Origin of the sequence: Chryseobacterium sp. AG363 (assembly GCF_003610675.1) — a bacterium.
In the GTDB taxonomy this organism is placed as follows: Bacteria; Bacteroidota; Bacteroidia; order Flavobacteriales; family Weeksellaceae; genus Chryseobacterium; species Chryseobacterium cucumeris.
In genome coordinates, this window is the sequence record NZ_RAQF01000002.1 from 1,970,360 (window position 1) to 1,990,666 (window position 20,307).

The 20,307-nt window shown below is 35.7% G+C and carries 13 protein-coding genes; 1 reads left to right on the forward strand and 12 read right to left on the reverse strand.

All coding sequences use genetic code 11. The features are described 5' to 3' along the window. Window positions 1-66: 66 nt before the first annotated feature. The 8 genes from DEU39_RS09050 to DEU39_RS24355 form a co-directional block, all read right to left on the reverse strand. Window positions 67-924 (reverse strand): hypothetical protein, encoded by an 858-nt coding sequence (locus DEU39_RS09050; protein ID WP_120231691.1) that lies wholly within the window; start codon window positions 922-924, stop codon window positions 67-69. Window positions 925-1,273: 349 nt separating this feature from the next. Next, complete coding sequence (locus tag DEU39_RS09055; protein ID WP_120231692.1) at window positions 1,274-1,681, reverse strand: 5-fold beta-flower protein; 408 nt, start codon at window positions 1,679-1,681, stop codon at window positions 1,274-1,276. A gap of 351 nt (window positions 1,682-2,032) precedes the next feature. Next, the gene (locus DEU39_RS09060; RefSeq protein ID WP_120231693.1) at window positions 2,033-2,500 is read right to left on the reverse strand and encodes a hypothetical protein; all 468 of its coding nucleotides are present in this window, start codon (window positions 2,498-2,500) and stop codon (window positions 2,033-2,035) included. A gap of 47 nt (window positions 2,501-2,547) precedes the next feature. Continuing rightward, the gene (locus tag DEU39_RS09065) at window positions 2,548-6,849 is read right to left on the reverse strand and encodes a hypothetical protein (RefSeq protein ID WP_120231694.1); all 4,302 of its coding nucleotides are present in this window, start codon (window positions 6,847-6,849) and stop codon (window positions 2,548-2,550) included. 63 nt (window positions 6,850-6,912) lie between these two features. Next, the gene (locus tag DEU39_RS24690; RefSeq protein ID WP_228436718.1) at window positions 6,913-7,080 is read right to left on the reverse strand and encodes a hypothetical protein; all 168 of its coding nucleotides are present in this window, start codon (window positions 7,078-7,080) and stop codon (window positions 6,913-6,915) included. A gap of 72 nt (window positions 7,081-7,152) precedes the next feature. Then, the gene (locus DEU39_RS09070; RefSeq protein WP_120231695.1) at window positions 7,153-7,533 is read right to left on the reverse strand and encodes a hypothetical protein; all 381 of its coding nucleotides are present in this window, start codon (window positions 7,531-7,533) and stop codon (window positions 7,153-7,155) included. A 61-nt stretch (window positions 7,534-7,594) separates the two neighbouring features. Further along, the gene (locus DEU39_RS24350) at window positions 7,595-7,762 is read right to left on the reverse strand and encodes a hypothetical protein (protein WP_156106585.1); all 168 of its coding nucleotides are present in this window, start codon (window positions 7,760-7,762) and stop codon (window positions 7,595-7,597) included. 380 nt (window positions 7,763-8,142) lie between these two features. Continuing rightward, window positions 8,143-8,301 carry a hypothetical protein gene (locus tag DEU39_RS24355; protein ID WP_156106583.1) on the reverse strand — a complete coding sequence of 53 codons (159 nt, stop codon included), beginning with the start codon at window positions 8,299-8,301 and terminating at the stop codon, window positions 8,143-8,145. A gap of 767 nt (window positions 8,302-9,068) precedes the next feature. On the opposite strand from DEU39_RS24355, the gene DEU39_RS09075 reads away from it, so the two are divergent. Continuing rightward, on the forward strand, window positions 9,069-9,731 hold the full coding sequence (locus DEU39_RS09075; protein ID WP_047378128.1) for a S24 family peptidase: 663 nt from the start codon (window positions 9,069-9,071) through the stop codon (window positions 9,729-9,731). Between the two features lie 76 nt (window positions 9,732-9,807). On the opposite strand, the gene DEU39_RS09080 is transcribed toward DEU39_RS09075, so the two are convergent. From DEU39_RS09080 to DEU39_RS09095, 4 genes are all read right to left on the reverse strand, one after another. Beyond that, the gene (locus tag DEU39_RS09080) at window positions 9,808-10,713 is read right to left on the reverse strand and encodes a hypothetical protein (protein ID WP_120231696.1); all 906 of its coding nucleotides are present in this window, start codon (window positions 10,711-10,713) and stop codon (window positions 9,808-9,810) included. A 114-nt stretch (window positions 10,714-10,827) separates the two neighbouring features. Next, a complete protein-coding gene (locus DEU39_RS09085; RefSeq protein WP_120231697.1) occupies window positions 10,828-14,355 on the reverse strand; it encodes a PKD domain-containing protein in 3,528 nt (1,175 codons plus the stop codon). 85 nt (window positions 14,356-14,440) lie between these two features. Then, window positions 14,441-17,443 carry a PKD domain-containing protein gene (locus tag DEU39_RS09090; protein WP_120231698.1) on the reverse strand — a complete coding sequence of 1,001 codons (3,003 nt, stop codon included), beginning with the start codon at window positions 17,441-17,443 and terminating at the stop codon, window positions 14,441-14,443. After that, the gene (locus DEU39_RS09095; protein ID WP_120231699.1) at window positions 17,433-20,294 is read right to left on the reverse strand and encodes a hypothetical protein; all 2,862 of its coding nucleotides are present in this window, start codon (window positions 20,292-20,294) and stop codon (window positions 17,433-17,435) included. The genes DEU39_RS09090 and DEU39_RS09095 overlap by 11 nt, the downstream gene beginning before the upstream one ends. Window positions 20,295-20,307: the final 13 nt, after the last annotated feature.

Below are 20,307 nucleotides of genomic sequence, written 5' to 3' on the forward strand. Positions count from 1 at the left end.
GTTCTTTGGTTTTCTTTTCTACATATTTTCAGTCTGGAGTTCAAAAACTCACCTTTTTAGCTTTCACTATTTTACATTTTCAGAATAGCTGCATTCGATTCTTATATTTCTGATTCCATTAACCTGGCCGCCATTCAAAGAAACCTGGTTTTGTCCTGCTGGTAAATAACCTGTGGCCAAAAGGGTGTCATTTTCAGCATTAAAGATTTCACATTTAATGGATTGACTGGCTTTTGTAAGGTCTGCTCTATAATAGAAACTCAAAGAATCTTCCAGGTCATAATGATCCGTAACTGTATCTTCAGCTCTATATCGATTATTCCATCCCGCGCTTTCTATTCTATACTGGATAGGCACTTCAGTTTTATTAACGAACTTAACACTGGTGTTTAAAATGTTTATTTTTCTTCCAAAACCTCCTTTCGAAAGTTGTATAGGTAACCCAATACCTTCCAGCTCTCCAAAGTCAAATCCAACGGGGACTGTCTTCAGATTATTCCCGAAAAATCTGTAAACAGTGTAGGTTTGATCTAATTGATACGCCAAACTATAATATTCCGTTTCCTTCAAATCACCTTCAAAGATTTCTTTTACTTTTATCGTATAAGGTGCACTCCCTACAAAATAACGTTTGTCTAAAAAGCTTTTGAAATCAGCAGATGAGATCACCTGATCCGGTTCATCATTGGTGCTTACCACGATTGAAAATTTTAGATTTCCGACATTATTTGTTGAAAAATTAACGTATGAGTTATCAATAGCTGCCAAACTATTGGCAAAAATGGCCAGTTCTCTTTTGGTAAGAACATCTTCTCTAAGTCTTAAGGAATCTATCAGATCTTCAAACTGGCTTTGTGTGGGATATTTTCCTGTTTCAAAATAGTTTTTTAACTGGTCTCTGGTTGTTAGTTTATTTTCCTCCATAATACTTCTTTATAATTTATGCTTCCGGGCATTATTACACTTTGGTTTCAATGATAATTTATGTTATGTTTTAAAGTTCTGAACTCATCCTTTTTTATCCCTGGAAAAGGGTTTTAGTCTCGTTACGCTGTAGTTACAGCACCGTTTTGTTATAAGAAGCAGGATGATGACTTCTTATGTTTCATTGCCCAAAATTCATACTTTTTTTGTTCCTGTGAAAGTTTTTTGGCCCCGCTATTCTGTAGTTGCAGTACCCTCTACTTTTCAGGAATAAAAAAGGCCCGGATCTTATAATCCGAGCCATTTTAGCTTCTATGCTTAACGTTAATTTTTTTCGCAGAGTTGATGATTAATCCAGCTTAAAGAAGAAATATACTACCGCCGCCCACTCTTTTTTAACTCCTCTCGCATAACCAATCGTACTATGGCTGCTGTTTTCAACCGTTCCATCATCTTTGATGTAGCCAATGGTGGAATGACTGCTGTTTTCTACAGTACCATCTTTTTTTACATAACCTACCGTAGAACGGCTCTTATTTTCAATAGTTCCGTCACTTTTGATGTACCCAATAGTGCTTCGACTTTTATTTTCGATAGTCCCATCATTTTTAATGTATCCCACAGTGGAATGACTGCTGTTTTCTATGGTCCCATCACTTTTGATATAACCAGTGGTGCTGTGGCTTCCGGATTCTATAGTTTGGGCACCTACAGAAAGACCGAAGAGAAGGGAACAAAAGAATAGTATTTTTTTCATGGTTTGAAGATTTTAATGGTTATTAATTCCTTATTATTAATTGGGATTACATATAATCCAAGCTTTTATATTTTTTTACAAGATACCAAGTTTTTCCAATTCACTTAGATAAAAATATAATGAAATTGAATTTCCCTGAAAAATTATAAAAAGCTACAATAAAAATAAGCTTTTACATTCCACATATAATTACAATTCCCATCATAAAGCATTGATTTTTATCACAGTATAAACTTTGCTAAATTAAAAAGACTCCGCAAAACTAGGATATATATGCGAAGTCTTTGATATTAATACTTTTATTTACTAGGTATATTGTCCATTTCAAATACCTTTTTTATCAAGATTTTCTTATTTTAAATCATCATAACTTAAAGAATAAGAAACAAATTTATCTCCATATTCATAAAGAATAAAAAATGTAACTATGTTATTTTGAAAAAAAACCATACATGGCATATTTAAATATAAATAATTCTTTTCTCCTTCTGGATGTATAAACTCATTATTTTCATATTTAAAATTCCCATACATATCTGAAGAGTATTCTAACTTAGAAGGTAACATTTTGTTTTGTTGCAACTTAATAAAAGTATCTTGAGAAATTACACTATATTTACATCTAGATAATTCTGCATAAGGAAACTCTTCTTCTGCAAAAAACATAAGTTCATCGTCTATAAGTTCTACGATCAATGCATTAACTGTTTCTAAAGAATGATCTCCCGACAAATATTTATTAACTAATTCTTGTATTTCATCATAATAAGATCCTGATCTAGGATTATGTAAATCTACTTGTATTATACCTATTGCCATATTATTATTTTTATTGTTAAAATTGTTAAGTTCAATATACTATATTCTTATAAAACATCTTTGAGTTTGCCTTTAAATTCACCATTCCCTATAGCAATTACAATGTCTCTAGTAGTAGTGTGATCAGATGGCTTTATTTGATATACTGTCATTACTTTATCAGTAGCATTAAAAACGATTACAGGATCTTTAGCTCTATAATCGGTGTGTGTAGGTACATCTTCTCCTAATACGTAAGTAGTTTGCGCATAATGTACTTGTACTCTATTAGCTTGTGCTTCTGTAATTTTAGCTGCCCTTCTCATTTTTCCTTTACTTGCTTCTATCTTTTTATGTGCCTCATCTTTATCAAATCCTAAAGTTTCTTGCATGGTTACAAATTTAAAATAAACATTAGGATAAGTAGATAATAATTCCCCTGTAGCTTTTCTTATTAATGAGCCTAAAGCACTACCGGAAAATACTGGTTCTACAATAGTAAATATAACAGATTGATTTTCTCTTCCTTGCATCGCTTCTTTTACATACTTTACTATATCTTCAGGTTGCTGAGTATTATGAGTTTTACCTGTTACTCTATCTCTTGGCATTTTTTCTATTTTTTCATTTTTGATAGATGTACCTTTAGTTACAGCATCTCCCAAAAAGGACCCACCTGTTTCTGTAGTTATAATATATTCTTGTCCATCTAGCTCTTTTCGCATCTCTTGTAATGCCTCATGGTATTCTTCTACAAATGGAGAATATATTGCTCCTTGTGCGATCTCCCATTTACGAATTGCTGTTGACTCACTAGATACCATCTCTCTTCTTAATTTAGTATTTCCACCTTTTCTTAACCCTGGTATATGCTTAATAAACTCTAGCATTTGTTCTCTTACTCTTTCCGGATATTTGCCTTCTTTTAAGTTTGCCTCTTCATTTTTCACGAACTCTTCGTTTTTGATAAAAGCAACTTTTTGTATGCTATAATTCAGTGCATTGCCTTCTCCAAATATATTAAATAATTGCTGTAGCGTATTAGAAAGTTGCTCTTCTTTATTCTCTACATTATTATCTAATTTTTCTGCTCTTTTAATTTCATCGCTTGATGCGCCTTGTATTTTAGCTTTATCCAATGCTTTATCTGTTTCTTTTGCACCTTTATGGGTTTCAAGATATTGACCTTTAGCCTGAGACAATAGAGTTTTAGCTTTTACTTGTTCTTCTTTTGGTAAATTATGAAGCTCATCCTCCCATTTCTTTAGTCTGTCACCTACACTCATAGGCGTACTCGCTACCATTACTTCAACATTATTACCTTTTGTACTAATCCAGAGTCTATGATTCTCTCCCTCAGCAGAAAAATAAATGGTTTCTCCAACTTCACTATCTTCAAGTTTTTTATCATTTTTGGTCATCCCTTTCTTATCCTTTTCGCCATCTTTTCCTTTCTTACCAATGCCCAGTTTGTTTAACAGTTTACCTCCTTTTATTTTCACAAAAGTCCAGAACTTAGTAATCGCTTTCACAATACGCTCACGTATTTTACGTATTACTCCAACAACTTTATCTGCTAAACCGCCAATTCCCAGTAATGAAGCCAAAAAGCCAATCAGTACAGGAACAGCTCTTCCTAATGCATTTTCTATCGATTTAGCTACGGCACCTACATTTCCACTGGCAATTGCTTTTATACTATCGGTAAAGGCTTTTACCAGTTCCATAATTTGTGCAGCCCGCTGGATAAAGAATTTCACAACATCTATAATCGCCATTGCTGCTTTTATAAATGCTCCTACGGGAGTCAATAATCCCATCACCCATTTAATACCCGCTTGAATTACCTGTGTCTGGATAATGTCCATAATAGCATCCATTACCGTAGCTTTAAGGTCTGCAAACTGATCTTTCAAATGCTCCCAAAGTCCGGCAACACCTTCTTTACGAACAATCTGTACCATTTCAAAGCTTGTTTCAAGAACTTTCATTACAGGTTCTCCTATCACTTTAGAACCGATGGCTCTAATACCACTCCATGTTAAACCAAGCACCTGCGTTGTGATGGAGAAAATTCCTTTTAATGAGAATACATCTTCCGGCATCGTAATAGAAATACCTTTCATTGCTCCGGTTAACCATCCGAAGAAACCGGTTTTAAGGTGAGTCCAGATGTTGTTCCCGAAATTGGTAAACCCTTGCGAAACTCCGGCAATAAGATTTTTGAAAAACCCTATCGGATCCATGATGATCGCCTGAATAGCACTGATAACCCCGGATAATAAATTGGTAAGCGTATTTTTAATTTCAATAATAATAGCAAACACGCTGGTTTTAAGTACCTCAAGAGCCTGATTAACCCATCCGCTATTTTGTGTTTTTAAGTCTGAAATTCTGGCATCAATACTGGTTATATTGTCTGCGTATTTTTTAGCCAACACATCAATTAATGCATCCTTTTTACTGTTTACACTGTCTTCCAATGCATTGAATTTGCTTTGGATCTCTGCAATAGCATCTTTTCCAATTTTTCTTAAACTTGGTGATAAGCTGTTGACATAAGTCTGTACCTCTTTTTTACCTTTAGCAATTCTGGTTTTGGCTGCATTAAGCTGAGTGGTAACATGGGTTGCGATTTGGTCAATAAATTTATCCATAACTTTAATGTACAGGTCCTTACCACTGTCAAAAAATTTATTGACTTCTTTAGGTAGTCCTGTAGCTTTGTCCCACAACCATTTCCCAGCGGCAACTAAAGCTCCGTATTTTGCATAGGCATCTCCATAACGCTTCTTTTTATAAGCCTTCATTTCTTTATCGACATGGGCTTCAAATGCTTTTTTAGCTTCTCTGCTGCCATTATCAAATTTTTCGGCCACCGAATTGTCCAGATTATTTAAAATACCATCCACATCGGTTTTAGAAGTATGATAAATAGCATTAATGTGATCGGCAATTTCTTTTCGTTTTTGACTGTCTTTGCCTGAGGTTTGCTTTTGTTCACCATGTACATTACCTAATCCGCCTTTTCTTGCACCATGCATGCCACTAATGTGATGTGCCGCCTGTGTTTGGGCTTCATTACGGGTTTTAGACAGCTCTTTATTTTCGTTGGTTCTGAACTGTTGAGTGGCGGCGGCACTTTGGGTTTTGGCTTTATTCTTTTGTGCCAAAGCATCTGTAAACGTAGGCTCATTAGATTTTGCCAACATCTTATCGGTGACTCCATTGGCTTTCATTTCACTGTCGATGCTTGCTGTTTGTTCCTTAATAGGTTGTTCTACGCTTTCTGCATTTCTTTTCACTGGCATCGCTTTCGCTACATTAGGTGTTCCCGGAGCAATACCTACATTTTGTGTTGGCATTTTCGCAACAGCACGAACAGGCTGTGCAGCGGTATCAGGTTGTGCAGCTGTTGCAGAAGCAATATCATTAGATGCCAGATTCTTTTCTTTTTTAACATCGCCTACTGCCTTTTGATTGACTTCCTGTATATTGTTGTGTTTCTCAAACTCATCTGCCTGCTCTTCATTTTTCGGAAGCCTGATGTTATGTATTTTTTCACTCAGTAAAGCTTTAAAATCTTCTTTCTTGAACAGCCCTGGTTTTTGCTCATCCATGGTGTTCACCTGGCTGGCTTGCGCCATACTCTGACGTTCGTTGGCAGGTGATGATGCTGCAGCTTGTGCATCATTTGTCGCTTTGATTGATGGTTCGTGTTGTTTTTGCAGTTTAGCTGTGGTATTGATCCGTCCGCTCAATTCTATAAATCCAGGATTGTCTGTGGCATTTGCAGACGTTTTTGTTTCAACATCAGCCTCTACCGCTTTATCTGCAGTGCCTGACTGAGGTTTTTCTACAGCAGCAACTTCCGGTTTCCTGGAAACAGCTTTTCCTGACGTCTTTGTATCCGCTTTTGCTTCCTGAATGCTCTTGCTTTCCTGATAAACGACAGCTTGTTCCTGTACTGTTTTGGGCAAATAGGTTCCCGATTTGAGTTTATGATAATCTTGTATTTGATTGTCATTCAAAGTAGACATATAGCCTTTTTCAATTTTCCTAGTGTCAGGATGGTTGATATCTCCGGTTTTCGCCAGACTCTCCTGGAGTTTTCCATATTTTTTTTCTGATCCCTGGCCATAAATGTCTCGTGAATCATGAACCCCCGCAATAGTACCATTGAGGTTGAGCAGGCTGTCATTGGGGTTTGCTAATCCGGCAGTAACGCTCCTATTTCCGGATTTTTGTGTTTGTATACTGACCACATCTACCTCGGACAGAGGTACAACTACCGGATTTTTCGGCTTTTGCTTTTTGCTCTGGTTTTTATGGGCCTTATTGTCTTTTTCTACAGGTTTTGCTGCTTTCATTGACTTAGTTTTTTAATTTCATATTGTTTAAAAGACCTATAGGCACAACTAAAATATTGTGCCTTATAGGGTGCCTGCCGGGTTGGAAAAAATCATACCGGGTGCGGTAGATTCTTTAAGAATGTAAGTAAATAGAAATGGTATTTGACTTTGAGAAACAGGCAACACTGAACCATTTCCTTGTTTGTTCTCTTGTTTTTGAATTTTCAGGTTTTTAAGTTTTAATTCCACTCTTTTTCAGGATAATATCTCCTGCAGAGTGACTGATTCTGTTATTATGATAAAGACTGTCTGAAAATCTTTTTATGATTTCATCTCATCTTTCTTTTCTTGTTCCTCGTCAGACTGTCTGTCTGTCTTCACTCCATATCGGTTATCAATAAAAAGATTCACTGCTTTATCAATCCAGTTAGGAAGGTTTGTAGTGATCATTTTCAGAAATTTATCATAACCGTAGCCAAGCACAAATAATATCCCGGTTGAATACCATTTGTCATGCAACTCAGCTCTGTTCATTAAGTAGCTCATCGTAAAGCCTACGATGACTACGATTACCAATGTGATAAAATGTTCCCATGGTTGTTTTTTCTCTTTATTTTGTATGGAGACCAGTACCCTCAGTAATCCTCCTGAAAAAGCTATTGCAGTTCCGATCAAAAGGGCTTTTATACTATCCAGATTCATTCTTTTTCTTCTCTATTATTTATTAAAATGTTTAATTTTCAAACTACTTTCAGATGTTTGATTATTCCTGAGACAGGATGTACATATCATCTAAAAATTTTCTGATTTTCATGATATTTTCGCTCTCATCTGCATACGCTAACTCGTCAATAATATCACTGATATCTCTACCTGGTTTCTTCAGTTTTTCCTTATCTTTTTTCTTTTTTTTCTTTTCCTTTTTTTTCATGGTTACTAGAATTTTGTTAAATGAATAATTGCTTTTTTAGTTTTTTAAAATAAATTTCTCCTCCAATACACTAAGGCCAAACGGTTTACTTTTACAATTCATGTTTCAATTAAAAAAACAGAACAACAAAGCAAAAACCGTTTTTCACCTTAATATTTTACCTATAATTTAAATTTGAGAAAGATATCAGAGCAGCCTTTTAATCCGATGGATGAGGCTGTTGAGGATTTAGCAATAGCTTTGAATCCTTTTTTATCTTTTTAGAATGAATAATTTCAAGAAATGAATTATGAATACACACTATCTACAAACATTATCTTACTGATATTCACATTACAATATTAAATGGTAAGGATTGAGCTTTCTTCCGCGACCTTATACTATGGCTGAAGAATGATGTTATATATTGTTCTCTCAGACAGGAACAACATTTCCATCAGCTCGTTAACAATCACTTTCATCTGTTTATCCTGATTACGTTTTACATAATCAATGACAAAATCTTTTCTTTTTTCGACTAATTCTTTACTACGTTTCATATTCTATGGTTAAAAGTTTTTTTGGTTAAAAAGTTTTTTTTAATCAGACAGGCTTTCTTCTCTTGCCTGTTGACCGTTTCATTAAGTCATAAAAATCCCTAAAGACGAACGTTCCGCCTTCTAAAAAGATGTCTAATTCAATTAATTTTTGTTTTTTTAGAAGCCGGTACCAGGTATTTCTCAATAAAAATCTTACCCTGACTTCTTTATTTTAAATTTCATTTGCCCTCTAAGAATGTATTAGCAACTTTACTGACAACTATAATTAATCGATATTTTATATGTTGAGCAGAGTATTATTCTACATGTTGGGCTTGTTTTTTTATTTTTAGGAAAAAACAAAGAGCAAAATGATTGCTTTATTCAGATATTTATCAAAAATAAACGCATTTTTATCATTAATGGAACAAATTAAAAACGAACAAAAAACAAATAAAACCACACAATAAAACGCACTTTTTGCACCTTACAGAGTATTTAAAATTTTCTCTATCCCTACTAGCTCGGGATAAAACAAAAAATTAAAATATCTTGATTTTAAATACCACACAAAAAAAACAAACACTTAACTTATTTATTTACATTTAATTAAAAGCAAAAAGCAATATTTTAAAATATTAAAAAAAAATTAAATTTTAAATATAATTTTGTACATTTGTACTGTTCCATCTTAACGACGAAACAAATATACGAACATTGTTCGTTTTTCAAAACAAAAACGAACAAATTATTCATTTTTTTTTACAAATAACTATAAACATATCAAAATGAACTATTTAGAATTCAAAGAAATCAGAAAGAAACTAAACATGAAGCAGGCTGATATAGCAAAATCTATAGGAGTGGGCACCAGAGCCGTGCAATATTGGGAAAAAGGCGAACGAAAAATACCGGAAACGACGGCTTACTTTGTTACGAATTTACTGTTAAAACAACAGGAACTCAATGATGACAGTGCGTCTCCGGTTGTTTTTTCAGATTTAAAAATCATGCACGTTCCATTGGCGAATCAATACGCACAAGCTGGCTATCTGAGTAATTTTGCTGATGAGGAATATATAGAAAGCTTACCCACAATTCCTTTTACAGACGATGTAGAGCACCGAGGTGAATACATGTGTTTTGAAGTAAAAGGAGACAGTATGGATAACGGATCATACGAAAGCTATCTGGAAGGTGATATTATCTTATGCAGAAACATCAGACAGGATTACTGGATGAGTAAACTCCATTATGACAAGTGGGATTTTGTAATCGTTCACAAAGAGAAAGGGATTTTGGTAAAGCGAATCATTAACCATGATGTGGAGAGAGGGATTATTACCCTTCATTCTCTGAATGAGTATTATGAAGATTTCGAGATCCATTTGAAGGATGTTGCGAAACTTTTCAATATTATAAGTACAAGACGTAAAAACAACAGAAGATAACTGCCTAGGGAAATAAAATCCTCAATTTCTTGAGGATTTTATTGGGGCATCTCAGATCATTATAGTGTAAGATATTCTAATAACACTGCTCTTCATCGATTCTCTGTATTTCAGCTGATTGCGGATCTACCCAATAAATTAAACCTGGGTTAAATTCTGAATCAGACCTTAGGAATCGTATCCATCTTATTCCGCTTTTTTTGAAATTCTCAGGTGCATTTTGCTCAAACTCTCTTATATTATCCGGTATTGCGAGCATACCATTAGTCAGGTAGATCAAACTTCCTATACCTGGTCTAAAGGGACTTAAAGTTACTTTCATTTTCCAGGCAGGAGATGTTCCGAAACAAAGAGAATCCCGGTTCAGATCATCTACCTCAGACAAGCAGTAAGCTTCTACTCCCCATATTCCTGAGTCAAATTTCACAAAATCCGACCATTCCGAAATTCCATTGGGTCTGCAATATTTTCTTATTCTTATGTATAAAGGAGTTTTATCCGGAATATTTCCATTTCTCATGTCAATATTTTCAAATTGGGTATAATTTACATCACTAAAGCCCACCTTTGAATAAATAATATCTTCATCTTTAAAAGCAGGATCTTTCGCTATCTGGTACTCCAATGCCGCAAGATTACTGGTATTAAAAACCACGTAGTTCATTACCAACTGCCCATCCTCCAGTACTTTTACATCAAGAACCTTCGGAGTTTCACAGGAAGAGCTGCACCCTCCAACGTTCACTGTAGCATTGCTTTTAGCCACAACTCCATTTACTCCCAGTTCAACATCCAGATTGTAAGTACCCACCTCCTGTATACCAGGCAGTTTTATTGAATTACTATCCTGAAGCACTGCATTCCTTATATCAACAGTTTCTACATTTGTGGATCCCGGTGGATAATTGTATTTCACAGAAGCATCTGTTATTGTCTCGGAAGATTGATATTGTATTTTAAATGAAACATCACATTTTTCCATTATATTATGTTTATTGTTGTTATTTATTTTTCTAGTGTGTAAGGGATGTTGTAATTATTCAAAAAAATAAAAAAACACCCCTTTATATCAGATATAGCACAAAGAATATGTTCCTTAATCCACTCTTATTTCTGCTACATCAACTTCAAATGCATCACTATTAGCATCTTTGACTAAAAGCTGGAATTTATATTTCCCAACCTGTAAATCTTTGATGGTAAGAGTCGGTTCATTAACATTTTCAAGGATTACATCCGGACCTTCTAATTTGCTCCAGAAATACAGAAGCACATCTGCTCCTCTACCCCATCCTTTCAGTCCCAATTCTCTAAAACGTAAATTAGACAAAAGAATATTCTGATTACCACCGGCACTGGCTAAAATAGTGGGCAGCTCAACAATACAGCAATTTTTATTAGGAAAGCTAATGCTATTGATTACAACCGTTGGACGATATTCATTTTTATAGGAAAGAATGTTTGAAGTCACTGAATTATTTTCTCCATCTACTACAACCGCTTTATATAGATTTGTACCAACCCCGTTTATAGAATCTGTAAATGTAGCCACCGTAAGATTGCCAATAAACACATTCCATGTAGCCCCGTTATTGGTGCTTTTATGAATCTGAATATTGGTAATATCACCATCAGGATCACTTGCATTGACACTAACTGTGTAACTACAAGCAGACTGTGTACATACCCTGTCTTCAATTCCGTCTGTATCAGTCCATTTGATTGATACAACAGGTGGATGATTTTCTTTTTTATAAGACAGAATATTTGAAGTTGTTGCATTGTTCTTTCTATCTGTAACAATTGCTTTATACAACTGTGTACCAGCTCTGTTTATGGTATCGGTAAATGAAGTTCCAGTAAGATTACCAATAAACAAACTCCATGCAGCTCCATTATCAGTACTTTTAAAAATCTGAATAGTTGCAATATCTTCATCCTGATCCGTTGCATAAACGTCAATGGTAAAACTACAAACCGACTGTCTGCATAACCTGTCCTCAATTCCTGAATTATCTTTCCATCTGATCAATGCAGCAGGTGGGTGATTATTCTGATCTTTTTCAATTCCAATATCATCAAATCCCGGAAGATTTACAGTATTTGCTGCTTCTCTACATGAGCCAACCAATCCGAATCTAATATCATATTTACCTAACGGCAATTTGATTGATCTTCGCGGATTGTATGATCCGGATTCATAATGCCAGCCATTTCCAAGGTCATTTGAATCATAAATATTCAAACCTGTTACTCCAGTCAGGTCTTTAGGCAAATCCCAATCAAATGTGAATGTCTGGGTACCATCACCATTATCAACAACGGAATATTTAATATTTGAAATCACGGGACACTCTTTGGTCAGTGGTAAATTTACGGCTACCGCCTGGGTACAGCCATTACCAATTATCTTCACTCTTACTGTTGGAATCCTTGAAGGATCCAGATTGTAATACTTATAACTCAGATATCCATTTTCATCCGGATTGACAGGAGTCCAAATATCAGTCCCCAGGAAATCCCAGCTGTACGTATAGTCTGCAAAGTTTGCTCCGGAAACTTTAAAGTTTACTATGGTTGAAGTTGAATCTCCTCCAGGATAAATAACAGGTTCAACGACTTCTACTTTTATATCCGGTTCCGAAATCACTTTAATACTGCAGTCAGTAGGTTTCCCATTGACAGTAAAAGTAATTTCCTGACCATAGAACTGTTCTTCCACAGCCTTCGGATCAAAGACATATTGTCCATTGATAAATTTCACGCCATTACTGATACTTGCTTTCACAACTCCACTCATAGGCGATACTGTAAAAGGTACAGGATTGGATTCAGCACAGATCATAGAAGTTGACAAACTTAATTTAACAATCGCTTTTGGAGTGCAGCAGATGTATGGAAGCGAAAAGTCTGCAATAACTTTTGGATTTTTTATGGAATCATAAACCAGGATAAAAGTACCTCCACGTTTTACTCCCCGCTTATGTTCCAATCCCGAATTTTTTTCTACATACTCATTGAAATAGGCTTTTGAAAGGTCTTTATTTCCTTTTAACTCTTCCAAAGACAGGAGCATAATATCAAATCCCAGCTGCTGCTTATCCTTGATTTCTTTTATCTGTTCAAAAGCAATCTGATAATCCATTCCCTGATGACCTTCTATATTATAAAACGAATAGTGATCTATATTAAGATTTAAAGGACTTTCTTTTTCAAATTTCCCTATTAACACCCAATCCGTATCAAATGTCAGATTGCTGTTAGATGACCTGTTGCTTGTTTTATCAAAATTCCACGCTTTTAAGAAATCTTCTGTAACCGTGTAATAAAAAGGAATTGCTTTATTACTCAGAGGATTTAATTTTTGTGATGGAGTAATTTTTACCTTTTCCTTATTTTTAATAATATTATCAGGGTTAAAATATCCTACTTGCTGATTAAAGCGATTAATCAGGGTTTTAACTTTTTGGGTTGCTTTATCATCGTCCAAAGCAGGCGAGTTATAAAACTGATGCCTTGAGAAATCCAATTGGAGATCTGATCGTAATTTCCCAAGCATGATGTGTTTAGGAAAAGAAACAAAATCCGGAAGACATTTGGTGAATGCTTTGGGAAGCAATTCTATAATTTCAGAATAGGTATCCATTAAATCCTTTACGACATCATAAGCATACTGAAAACCTGAATCCTGATTAAAAATTCTTGCAAATGATGCTTTAAATGTATCATGGTTGGCGGTTGAAACCCCTACTATTTTACCGATTGCTTCCATTCTTTCAAAAACAATCTTCCCAAAATCTGTTTTATCCAGGGCTTTGATATATATATTCTTTAAATCAGAGGTACTCAACTTTTTTTCTGAAACAAACCGCTCTAAAATAACCCGGTTTTGTTTCACAGGTTCCATGATATCTTCGATAAACAAAGGATGAGGTTGAAGATGATCTTTTCTTTTCAGATGAACCTCACCTGTTATGGGGTCAGGTGGAGTAAACCCATCTTCTCCAAGAATATGAGTGATGCCACTTGCTGTAGTAACTAATACTTTAAGGTTTCTGATTTGTTGTATTCCATGGTTATCACAATCAACTCCTCTACAAGGTTTAATTTCTTTTTCATAATCTTCCAAATACAGCAATAGGTATTTATCTTCTAAATTTGTAAGATTATTAACGGGTTGAAAATCTGATATTGCTTCCTGAGCTGTTGCCAATTCCCATAGTTCAATCTGCTCGCTTCCCTCGTAAAATGACGGGTATTTTATTTTAAAATTATCATATATTTTAAAATGGGTGAAGTCTTTATTTGCCAGATCAACCGTCTTCAGATCACTCATGTACAGATCTTCACTCTTCTTACTCGTATTGTTCAGGGTTAATAAATCGCCGTCGGTGGTAAGTGCTACTCCCTGAGAAAGCTGTATGCTGCTGAGCAGCCTGTTTTTATAAATAAGTTTCGGTTTGAGACCACATACAATACCCACTCCCTGCAGCAATACTCTGGACAAACGGTCCTGATCTTCGAAAAAATCCAGGAACTCATTGAACTGATCAGGATCTTCTATATACTGCCCTTTACTGAATTTACGGTATTGGACTGCTATATTACTTAATTGATTCTTCATTATTGTTCATTTTTAATGATTTATTAAGGTCTTTTAATAAACTTCATAGACAATTGAGACTGCCTATGAAGTTATTATCTGACTATTATTTTGTCACTCCTGTACAAGGGTTTATTTTCAGGAAATTCCCGTTTGGATATCCTTTATAAATAGGAACTGTAGCGTTTGCCAAGTAGATTTCCGTATAAGCAACATCCTGGTGGCAACCAGTAGGTGGTCTGTTATTAACTGGTAAAGCACATTCCAGTGAAAACTCTACAAAACCATCTGATGATTGTGATGCCATTTGCTTAGCTTCAGCCTGAGTAATGATAATTTCATTATATCTGCTCAATGCAGGAGTACCTGGTTTATGGTTACCTCTATCCTGATTACCTCCTGTATTACTTAAATGGATATTTCCAATAAAGCCAGGGTATGGATTGACCCCTCCTATTACAATATCATTTCCTTTTAAGTTGAAAGTAGCATCATTACAAACGTGGCCTTGGTCTACATCATCTCTGTACTGAATAACCACTCTCATCCCACTTAAACATGCAATAGTGGATTGACCTTTTAATTTTAGCGGAGCTAATTTATAGACCGTACTACAGCCGTTAGCATTGGTTACTGTAAGTGTTGGATTGAAAGTTTTTTCTTGTCCTGCAACAAGTTTATATACATGGAGTTTTTTGTTAGCAGGTGCCTCATTATGGATGATTGGAGTACCATCATCAAAATTCCAGGTAAATGTAACCCCTGTAAAGTCTCCGGTAACATTAAATTCAACCGTAGCATCCGGATTGTTTGCATTTTCGTCCATCGTAGGAGCATCATAACTCACAGTACCGGTAGTAACAGATACGTTTGGCTGTGCGTACACTACCATCTGTGCTTCAACATGATCATCATTAACGGTAAACGTAATGGTTTGTCCAAAATAAGCTGCGTTAACCAGACCAGGATCGAAGAAGCTTTGACCTCCGGATTGTGTAACTGCAGGAATCGGAGCACCATTCACAAATGCTTTTACTTGTCCGTCTAACGGAACAATGGTCATCAACACCGGAGCATCTTTCTGACATAGTTTGTTTGCCGGTAAGGACAGGAATGCAGGATCCTTTTTAGAACAACACAGATAAGGCAGTGAAAAGTCCGCAAGAACCTGATTTTCATCTTCTGAGTAATAAATCAATGCGAAAGTTCCGCCCGGCTCTACTCCTGCCTTATGTTCAAGGCCCGATTTTCTTTCTAAGAATTCGCTTAAAAGCTCACTTACCACATCGTCTTTTTTAGGATCCTGTTTTACTACTGTAACGCCATCTGAAGATCCTTCTTTTGAGAATTCAGCCTGGTTCAGCAATCTCAGCTGTTCATCCAGTTTAGAAATGTTCAGTAAAGTACTCTGTGAATTAAGTGTTCTATTGCTGACATCGCTGGAAATGGATATCAGCTGCTTTCTGAGTTCATCAATAGATATTGTTTTTTCACGGATTGGCGGCTCGCTACCAGGCTTTCCTCCTTTTTCCAAAACCAATGCAATGACATCAAAAGCTAATCCGTATTGTGTTTTAAGATCATTGATGTTTTGCAATGCTGTTTTATAAGGCATTCCCAGGTGGCCTTCAATTCTATAAAAATCATTATTGTCAATGTTATAATTCAGTGGATTCTGGATAAAATCTTCTCCTGCTAAATTGGCTGTATGATAGCTTAAATTGTAAGCTGCCCTATCGGTTTTTGTTTTTTCAAAGTTCCATTGGGCTAACAAGGATTTGTCTACGTTATAGTAATATGGTATTGCCTTATTACCCAATCTCACATTCATATTTGAAGGTGTAATTTTAATTCGTCCGATATAGGTTTGAAATCCATTAACCTTCTGCACAAAACGATTGGCAAGCATTACAACTCTCTCATAATTCTCGTCATCATTAGTAGTAATAGGTGAATTATAAAAACTGTGACGGAAAGGGATATATTTTCCTAATTCCTGCTTTGCTCCGACTGGCCCTAACATAAGGTGCTTAGGAAATGAAGCAATATCCGGACAGCATTCAGCATTCAAATGCAGGATCAGCCCTTTTATTTCGTTGTAGGTATCAATCAAGTCTTTTAATAAATCATATCGGTATTGATAATCTTCTAAGCCTGGAGAAGTGCTTGTCAGCAAAGGGTTCAGTTTATCAAAAAGCGTCTGCCCACCCAGATTCATATTTACGTTAAAAGCTCCTGCAATAGAGGTAAAACCATCACTTAATTCTGCAACAGTACTGATAGCACCTTGAAATTTTGTTTTTAACTGCGGCGCGGTTTTTACAAGAGGATCCAGAATAACTCTTTTCGCCTCTATATGAGGTAAACTGTCAAAAAGCTTTTCATAAGTATTGTGCTGCTTATAGATCGCATCTTTTGCGTCACCTTTCGTGATAAGCTCTGAAACAGATGCAGAATCTGCCAGAAGCACTTTAAGATTAGCAACCTGCTCTGCTCCATTGTTGTCACAATCTGCATCCTGACATGGGGTTTCATCATTAGAATAACTTTCCAGATACAGAATTACAATTTTATCATTTAATGAACTGTAAATCTCTCTTACCTGTTTAAAATCTGCAGCATTAGCTCCTTCGTTCACTAACTGTGTATACTCTTGTGTGGTAAACAATTCTAAAAGAGGAATTTGCTGTCCTCCGATACGAAAATGCTCATACCCCAGAACATCAACATAATTTCTATAGTATCTGTAATTTTTAGCATCGAAATCTATAACAGCCTCTGATTTTTTGCTTGCTGCCTGACGCAGTGTTATCAAGTCTCCGTCAGTAGTAACCCCGGCTCCCTGTGTAATCATAATAGTATCAAGAGGAATCTCAAGATCCATATCTCCGGGTCTGGATGTTTTTTCTGTTAAAGTAGGTAAGATTTCAAGTTCCACATATTTTGATTGAAAACCGCATACCACTCCTACGCCGCTCAGTCGGGTTCTTGATAATCTGTCCTGATCTTCAAAATAGTCTATAAATTCATTTAATTGCCCTTCTGTTAACGCCTGATTGTCGTTGAACTTTCTATATTGGGTTGTTACATTGTCTAATTTAGTGTTCATTATTTTTCATTTTTTTTGATAAGTTCGATTGTCCTAATATGATCTTTCCGTCCAGCGTGTCGTTATCATTGGCATCACAGTCTAAAAGTCTTCCTGGTCGATAAATATTGTTTAAATGGCTGAGAGCATTCAGTAAATCCGTAATGCTGTTTCCAAGATTCGTAATATTATTTCTCGATTTATCTGAGAGGTATTTTTTAAATGCTACTTCAAATTCGGCCAAATCGTTCTGAGCTGTTTGTTTTTCACTCAAACGGTCTCCCACCCAGCAGATTTTTGCTAAAACATGAGCAGGGATCTCCTGCCTGATCACGGTTTCCGCATAACGTCTGAAATCCGGATCCTGGAAACGGTAAGCAAACCCCGGAAGGACAACACTTACCCTGTAAGAATAAGGATCAAACACATCCACATCTGTTTCACAACCTTCACAAGAAGACATAAAGGCTTCCGAATATTCTATCGGATCTGTTGCAGGGTTTTCTTCCTCCAGATCATACATGATTCTGAAAGTACCTCCGATAGACATACAGCCAATACCTCCCATGAGTTTATAATCCTTAGTGGTTGGCTTTAATAACAAGTGCTCAACAAGGAAAATACCCTCTTCTGTAAATTCATACTTGAAATACTTCACCGTTGCCTTAATTCCGTCTTTCAATTCTTTCAAATCTGAATAAGGGTTGGTTTTTTTGTGGACAGCAATTACATTTTGTTCATCAGTATCATCTACAATTTCAAAATAATAGTTACCTCCCGATGAAACACGGATTTTTATATTTTCAATGAAACAGTATCCCTTTTCACATGCTTTTAATTTTTCCAATGTAACTTCAGGATGTTTCTCATCTAAGATGTCTAATGCATTCTGAAGATCTTCCTCATCAATCTGAATGGTTTGATAAATGGCATCATTCAGGTTTTTTATAGCAATATGCTCAGTCGTATAGCTATTTACAGATGATAAGATAATATTACTGCCGGCATCTTTTATTTTCCATGTATAAGTATTTTTACCAGCATTATCTGTTGTTTCAATAATGGATACCGGCGTTTGAGATAAGTTTCTCTGAGTATAATCTTTAATCCCCAGCAAGCGGGCAATTCTTTTCTGAACACCTGAAATATTACTGGTATTCCAAAGATCTGAATCTCCAATTAAGGTATAATTATATCCCAACCCTCTGTATTTACTTAATGATGAATATTCTTTCAGGAAATTTTCTTTGTTGTTTAAGACAATTTCATCGGTAGATTTCCCATACAATGATTTCATTAAGAAAGTATAGTCGCTGAATGTTTCAGCAAAACGGGAGATCAGATGATCCAAAACTTCGTTACGGCGTTCCACGCTGTTATCCAGCTCTTCATATAACAAATCTGTAAGTTGATCATCACTCTCAGTATCATAGTCAGAAACCAGTTCATCAAAGCCTTTAATATTCTTAAGAGCCTGGGTAAAAAAGGTTCTTTTTAACTTACCATTAATGCTTAACACTTCTTTTACTTTTTCCAGGTGTTTGAAATAGCCGGCAAGGATCTGATCAAAAAATAACAAATACCCTTTCATTTGTTTGGCCAGGGCTTCTCTCTCCGGGGATGGATTTCCAATAATTCCAGATTCTCCTACTCCATAGGTATCCGGGAATTCATTCAGAATAGTAGCGTAGTTCGCAATATCATATGAAGTTCCTTGTGGCAATATCAATTCTTTATTCTGCCTTGCATCTTCTCTAAGTACTTCTTCTTCTCTTTTAAGGGTTTCTAAGTAATCCTGAACTTTTTTGTCATTGATATTTAACGGAAGAGATCCTTTGCTGTAACTGAATGAACTCAGTTCACACAGTTCCGGTTTTCTGCCTTTTTCAATACAGATCAGCCAATCATTATTTTGTTTGATCACATTGTCACAACCTGCAATAGACACGTCATGAATTTCTTTAACCCCATCAATTTTCATGATTTCACTGATGATATCGGAAAGACGAACTTCTGTTCTTAACTGGCTGTTTTTAAGCTCTTCCGTATCGATAAAGCCATTCTCAAGAAGCGGACCTTCAAAAATCTGATCTGTAGTCAGACCTTTGTCCAGCATTTGTTTCAGCGAATAAAAATGAACCTCCGGAGACAGATAATTATTGATTGTTCTGATGACTTTAGCATGCACCAGTTCTTCATCTGCTTTGCTGACAAGTCCGATACGGGCACACACTGCAACTTTCTGTATTTCAACTTCTTTAATTTCTGCCAGGTCTTCACAAAGCCCTCTATTAGCATGATAGCTGTCTAATATTTTGATATTGACATTGGATTTTTCACATCCGATACCATCCGCATCAATATCTTCAGCGTAATCTACATAAAGGTCGTACAATCCTTTTATGTTAAAACTTTTTGTCTTTTCTCCGATAGGTTTAAAGTCTAAATCCCCGGTTTTACAATCGACATATAATTTTTCATTTTTAGGAACCAGCCAACAGTTACGGATTGGTCTTTTAAGACTTCCAGCCGTGCTGATATCGATAAACAACTTTCTGTAGTCCAGTTCGTTTAAAGGTCTTGAAGGTAAAATTTCTGCAGCCTTTAAAAACTGGGTATGAATGTCTTTATTTGCATCATCAGATGCTAAGATATCTTCCATGTTCAGGTTCATCCTCATCCCAAGATCCGTTATGGCATAACTTAAAACTTCCAGAGTGGTGATACCAGGATCATGAGAGTTATAATCGGTCCAGAGTTTTCCTCCTAACTTTTCTATGTATTCAATTCCTGTTTTGCGTAGAAAATGAAAATCTGTCTGATCCCCGGTTTCTATATTTTTTGATATACTAATATGTTTATTTTCTGACATGATTATGTTTCTT

Coding starts and splice junctions, on each gene's coding strand:
- DEU39_RS24350 (WP_156106585.1), bottom strand. CDS start 7,762: ATGAAAAAAAAGGAAAAGAAAAAAAAGAAAAAAGATAAGGAAAAACTG.
- DEU39_RS09095 (WP_120231699.1), bottom strand. CDS start 20,294: ATGTCAGAAAATAAACATATTAGTATATCAAAAAATATAGAAACCGGG.
- DEU39_RS24355 (WP_156106583.1), bottom strand. CDS start 8,301: ATGAAACGTAGTAAAGAATTAGTCGAAAAAAGAAAAGATTTTGTCATT.
- DEU39_RS09050 (WP_120231691.1), bottom strand. CDS start 924: ATGGAGGAAAATAAACTAACAACCAGAGACCAGTTAAAAAACTATTTT.
- DEU39_RS09080 (WP_120231696.1), bottom strand. CDS start 10,713: ATGGAAAAATGTGATGTTTCATTTAAAATACAATATCAATCTTCCGAG.
- DEU39_RS09055 (WP_120231692.1), bottom strand. CDS start 1,681: ATGAAAAAAATACTATTCTTTTGTTCCCTTCTCTTCGGTCTTTCTGTA.
- DEU39_RS09090 (WP_120231698.1), bottom strand. CDS start 17,443: ATGAACACTAAATTAGACAATGTAACAACCCAATATAGAAAGTTCAAC.
- DEU39_RS09065 (WP_120231694.1), bottom strand. CDS start 6,849: ATGAAAGCAGCAAAACCTGTAGAAAAAGACAATAAGGCCCATAAAAAC.
- DEU39_RS09085 (WP_120231697.1), bottom strand. CDS start 14,355: ATGAAGAATCAATTAAGTAATATAGCAGTCCAATACCGTAAATTCAGT.
- DEU39_RS09070 (WP_120231695.1), bottom strand. CDS start 7,533: ATGAATCTGGATAGTATAAAAGCCCTTTTGATCGGAACTGCAATAGCT.
- DEU39_RS09075 (WP_047378128.1), top strand. CDS start 9,069: ATGAACTATTTAGAATTCAAAGAAATCAGAAAGAAACTAAACATGAAG.
- DEU39_RS09060 (WP_120231693.1), bottom strand. CDS start 2,500: ATGGCAATAGGTATAATACAAGTAGATTTACATAATCCTAGATCAGGA.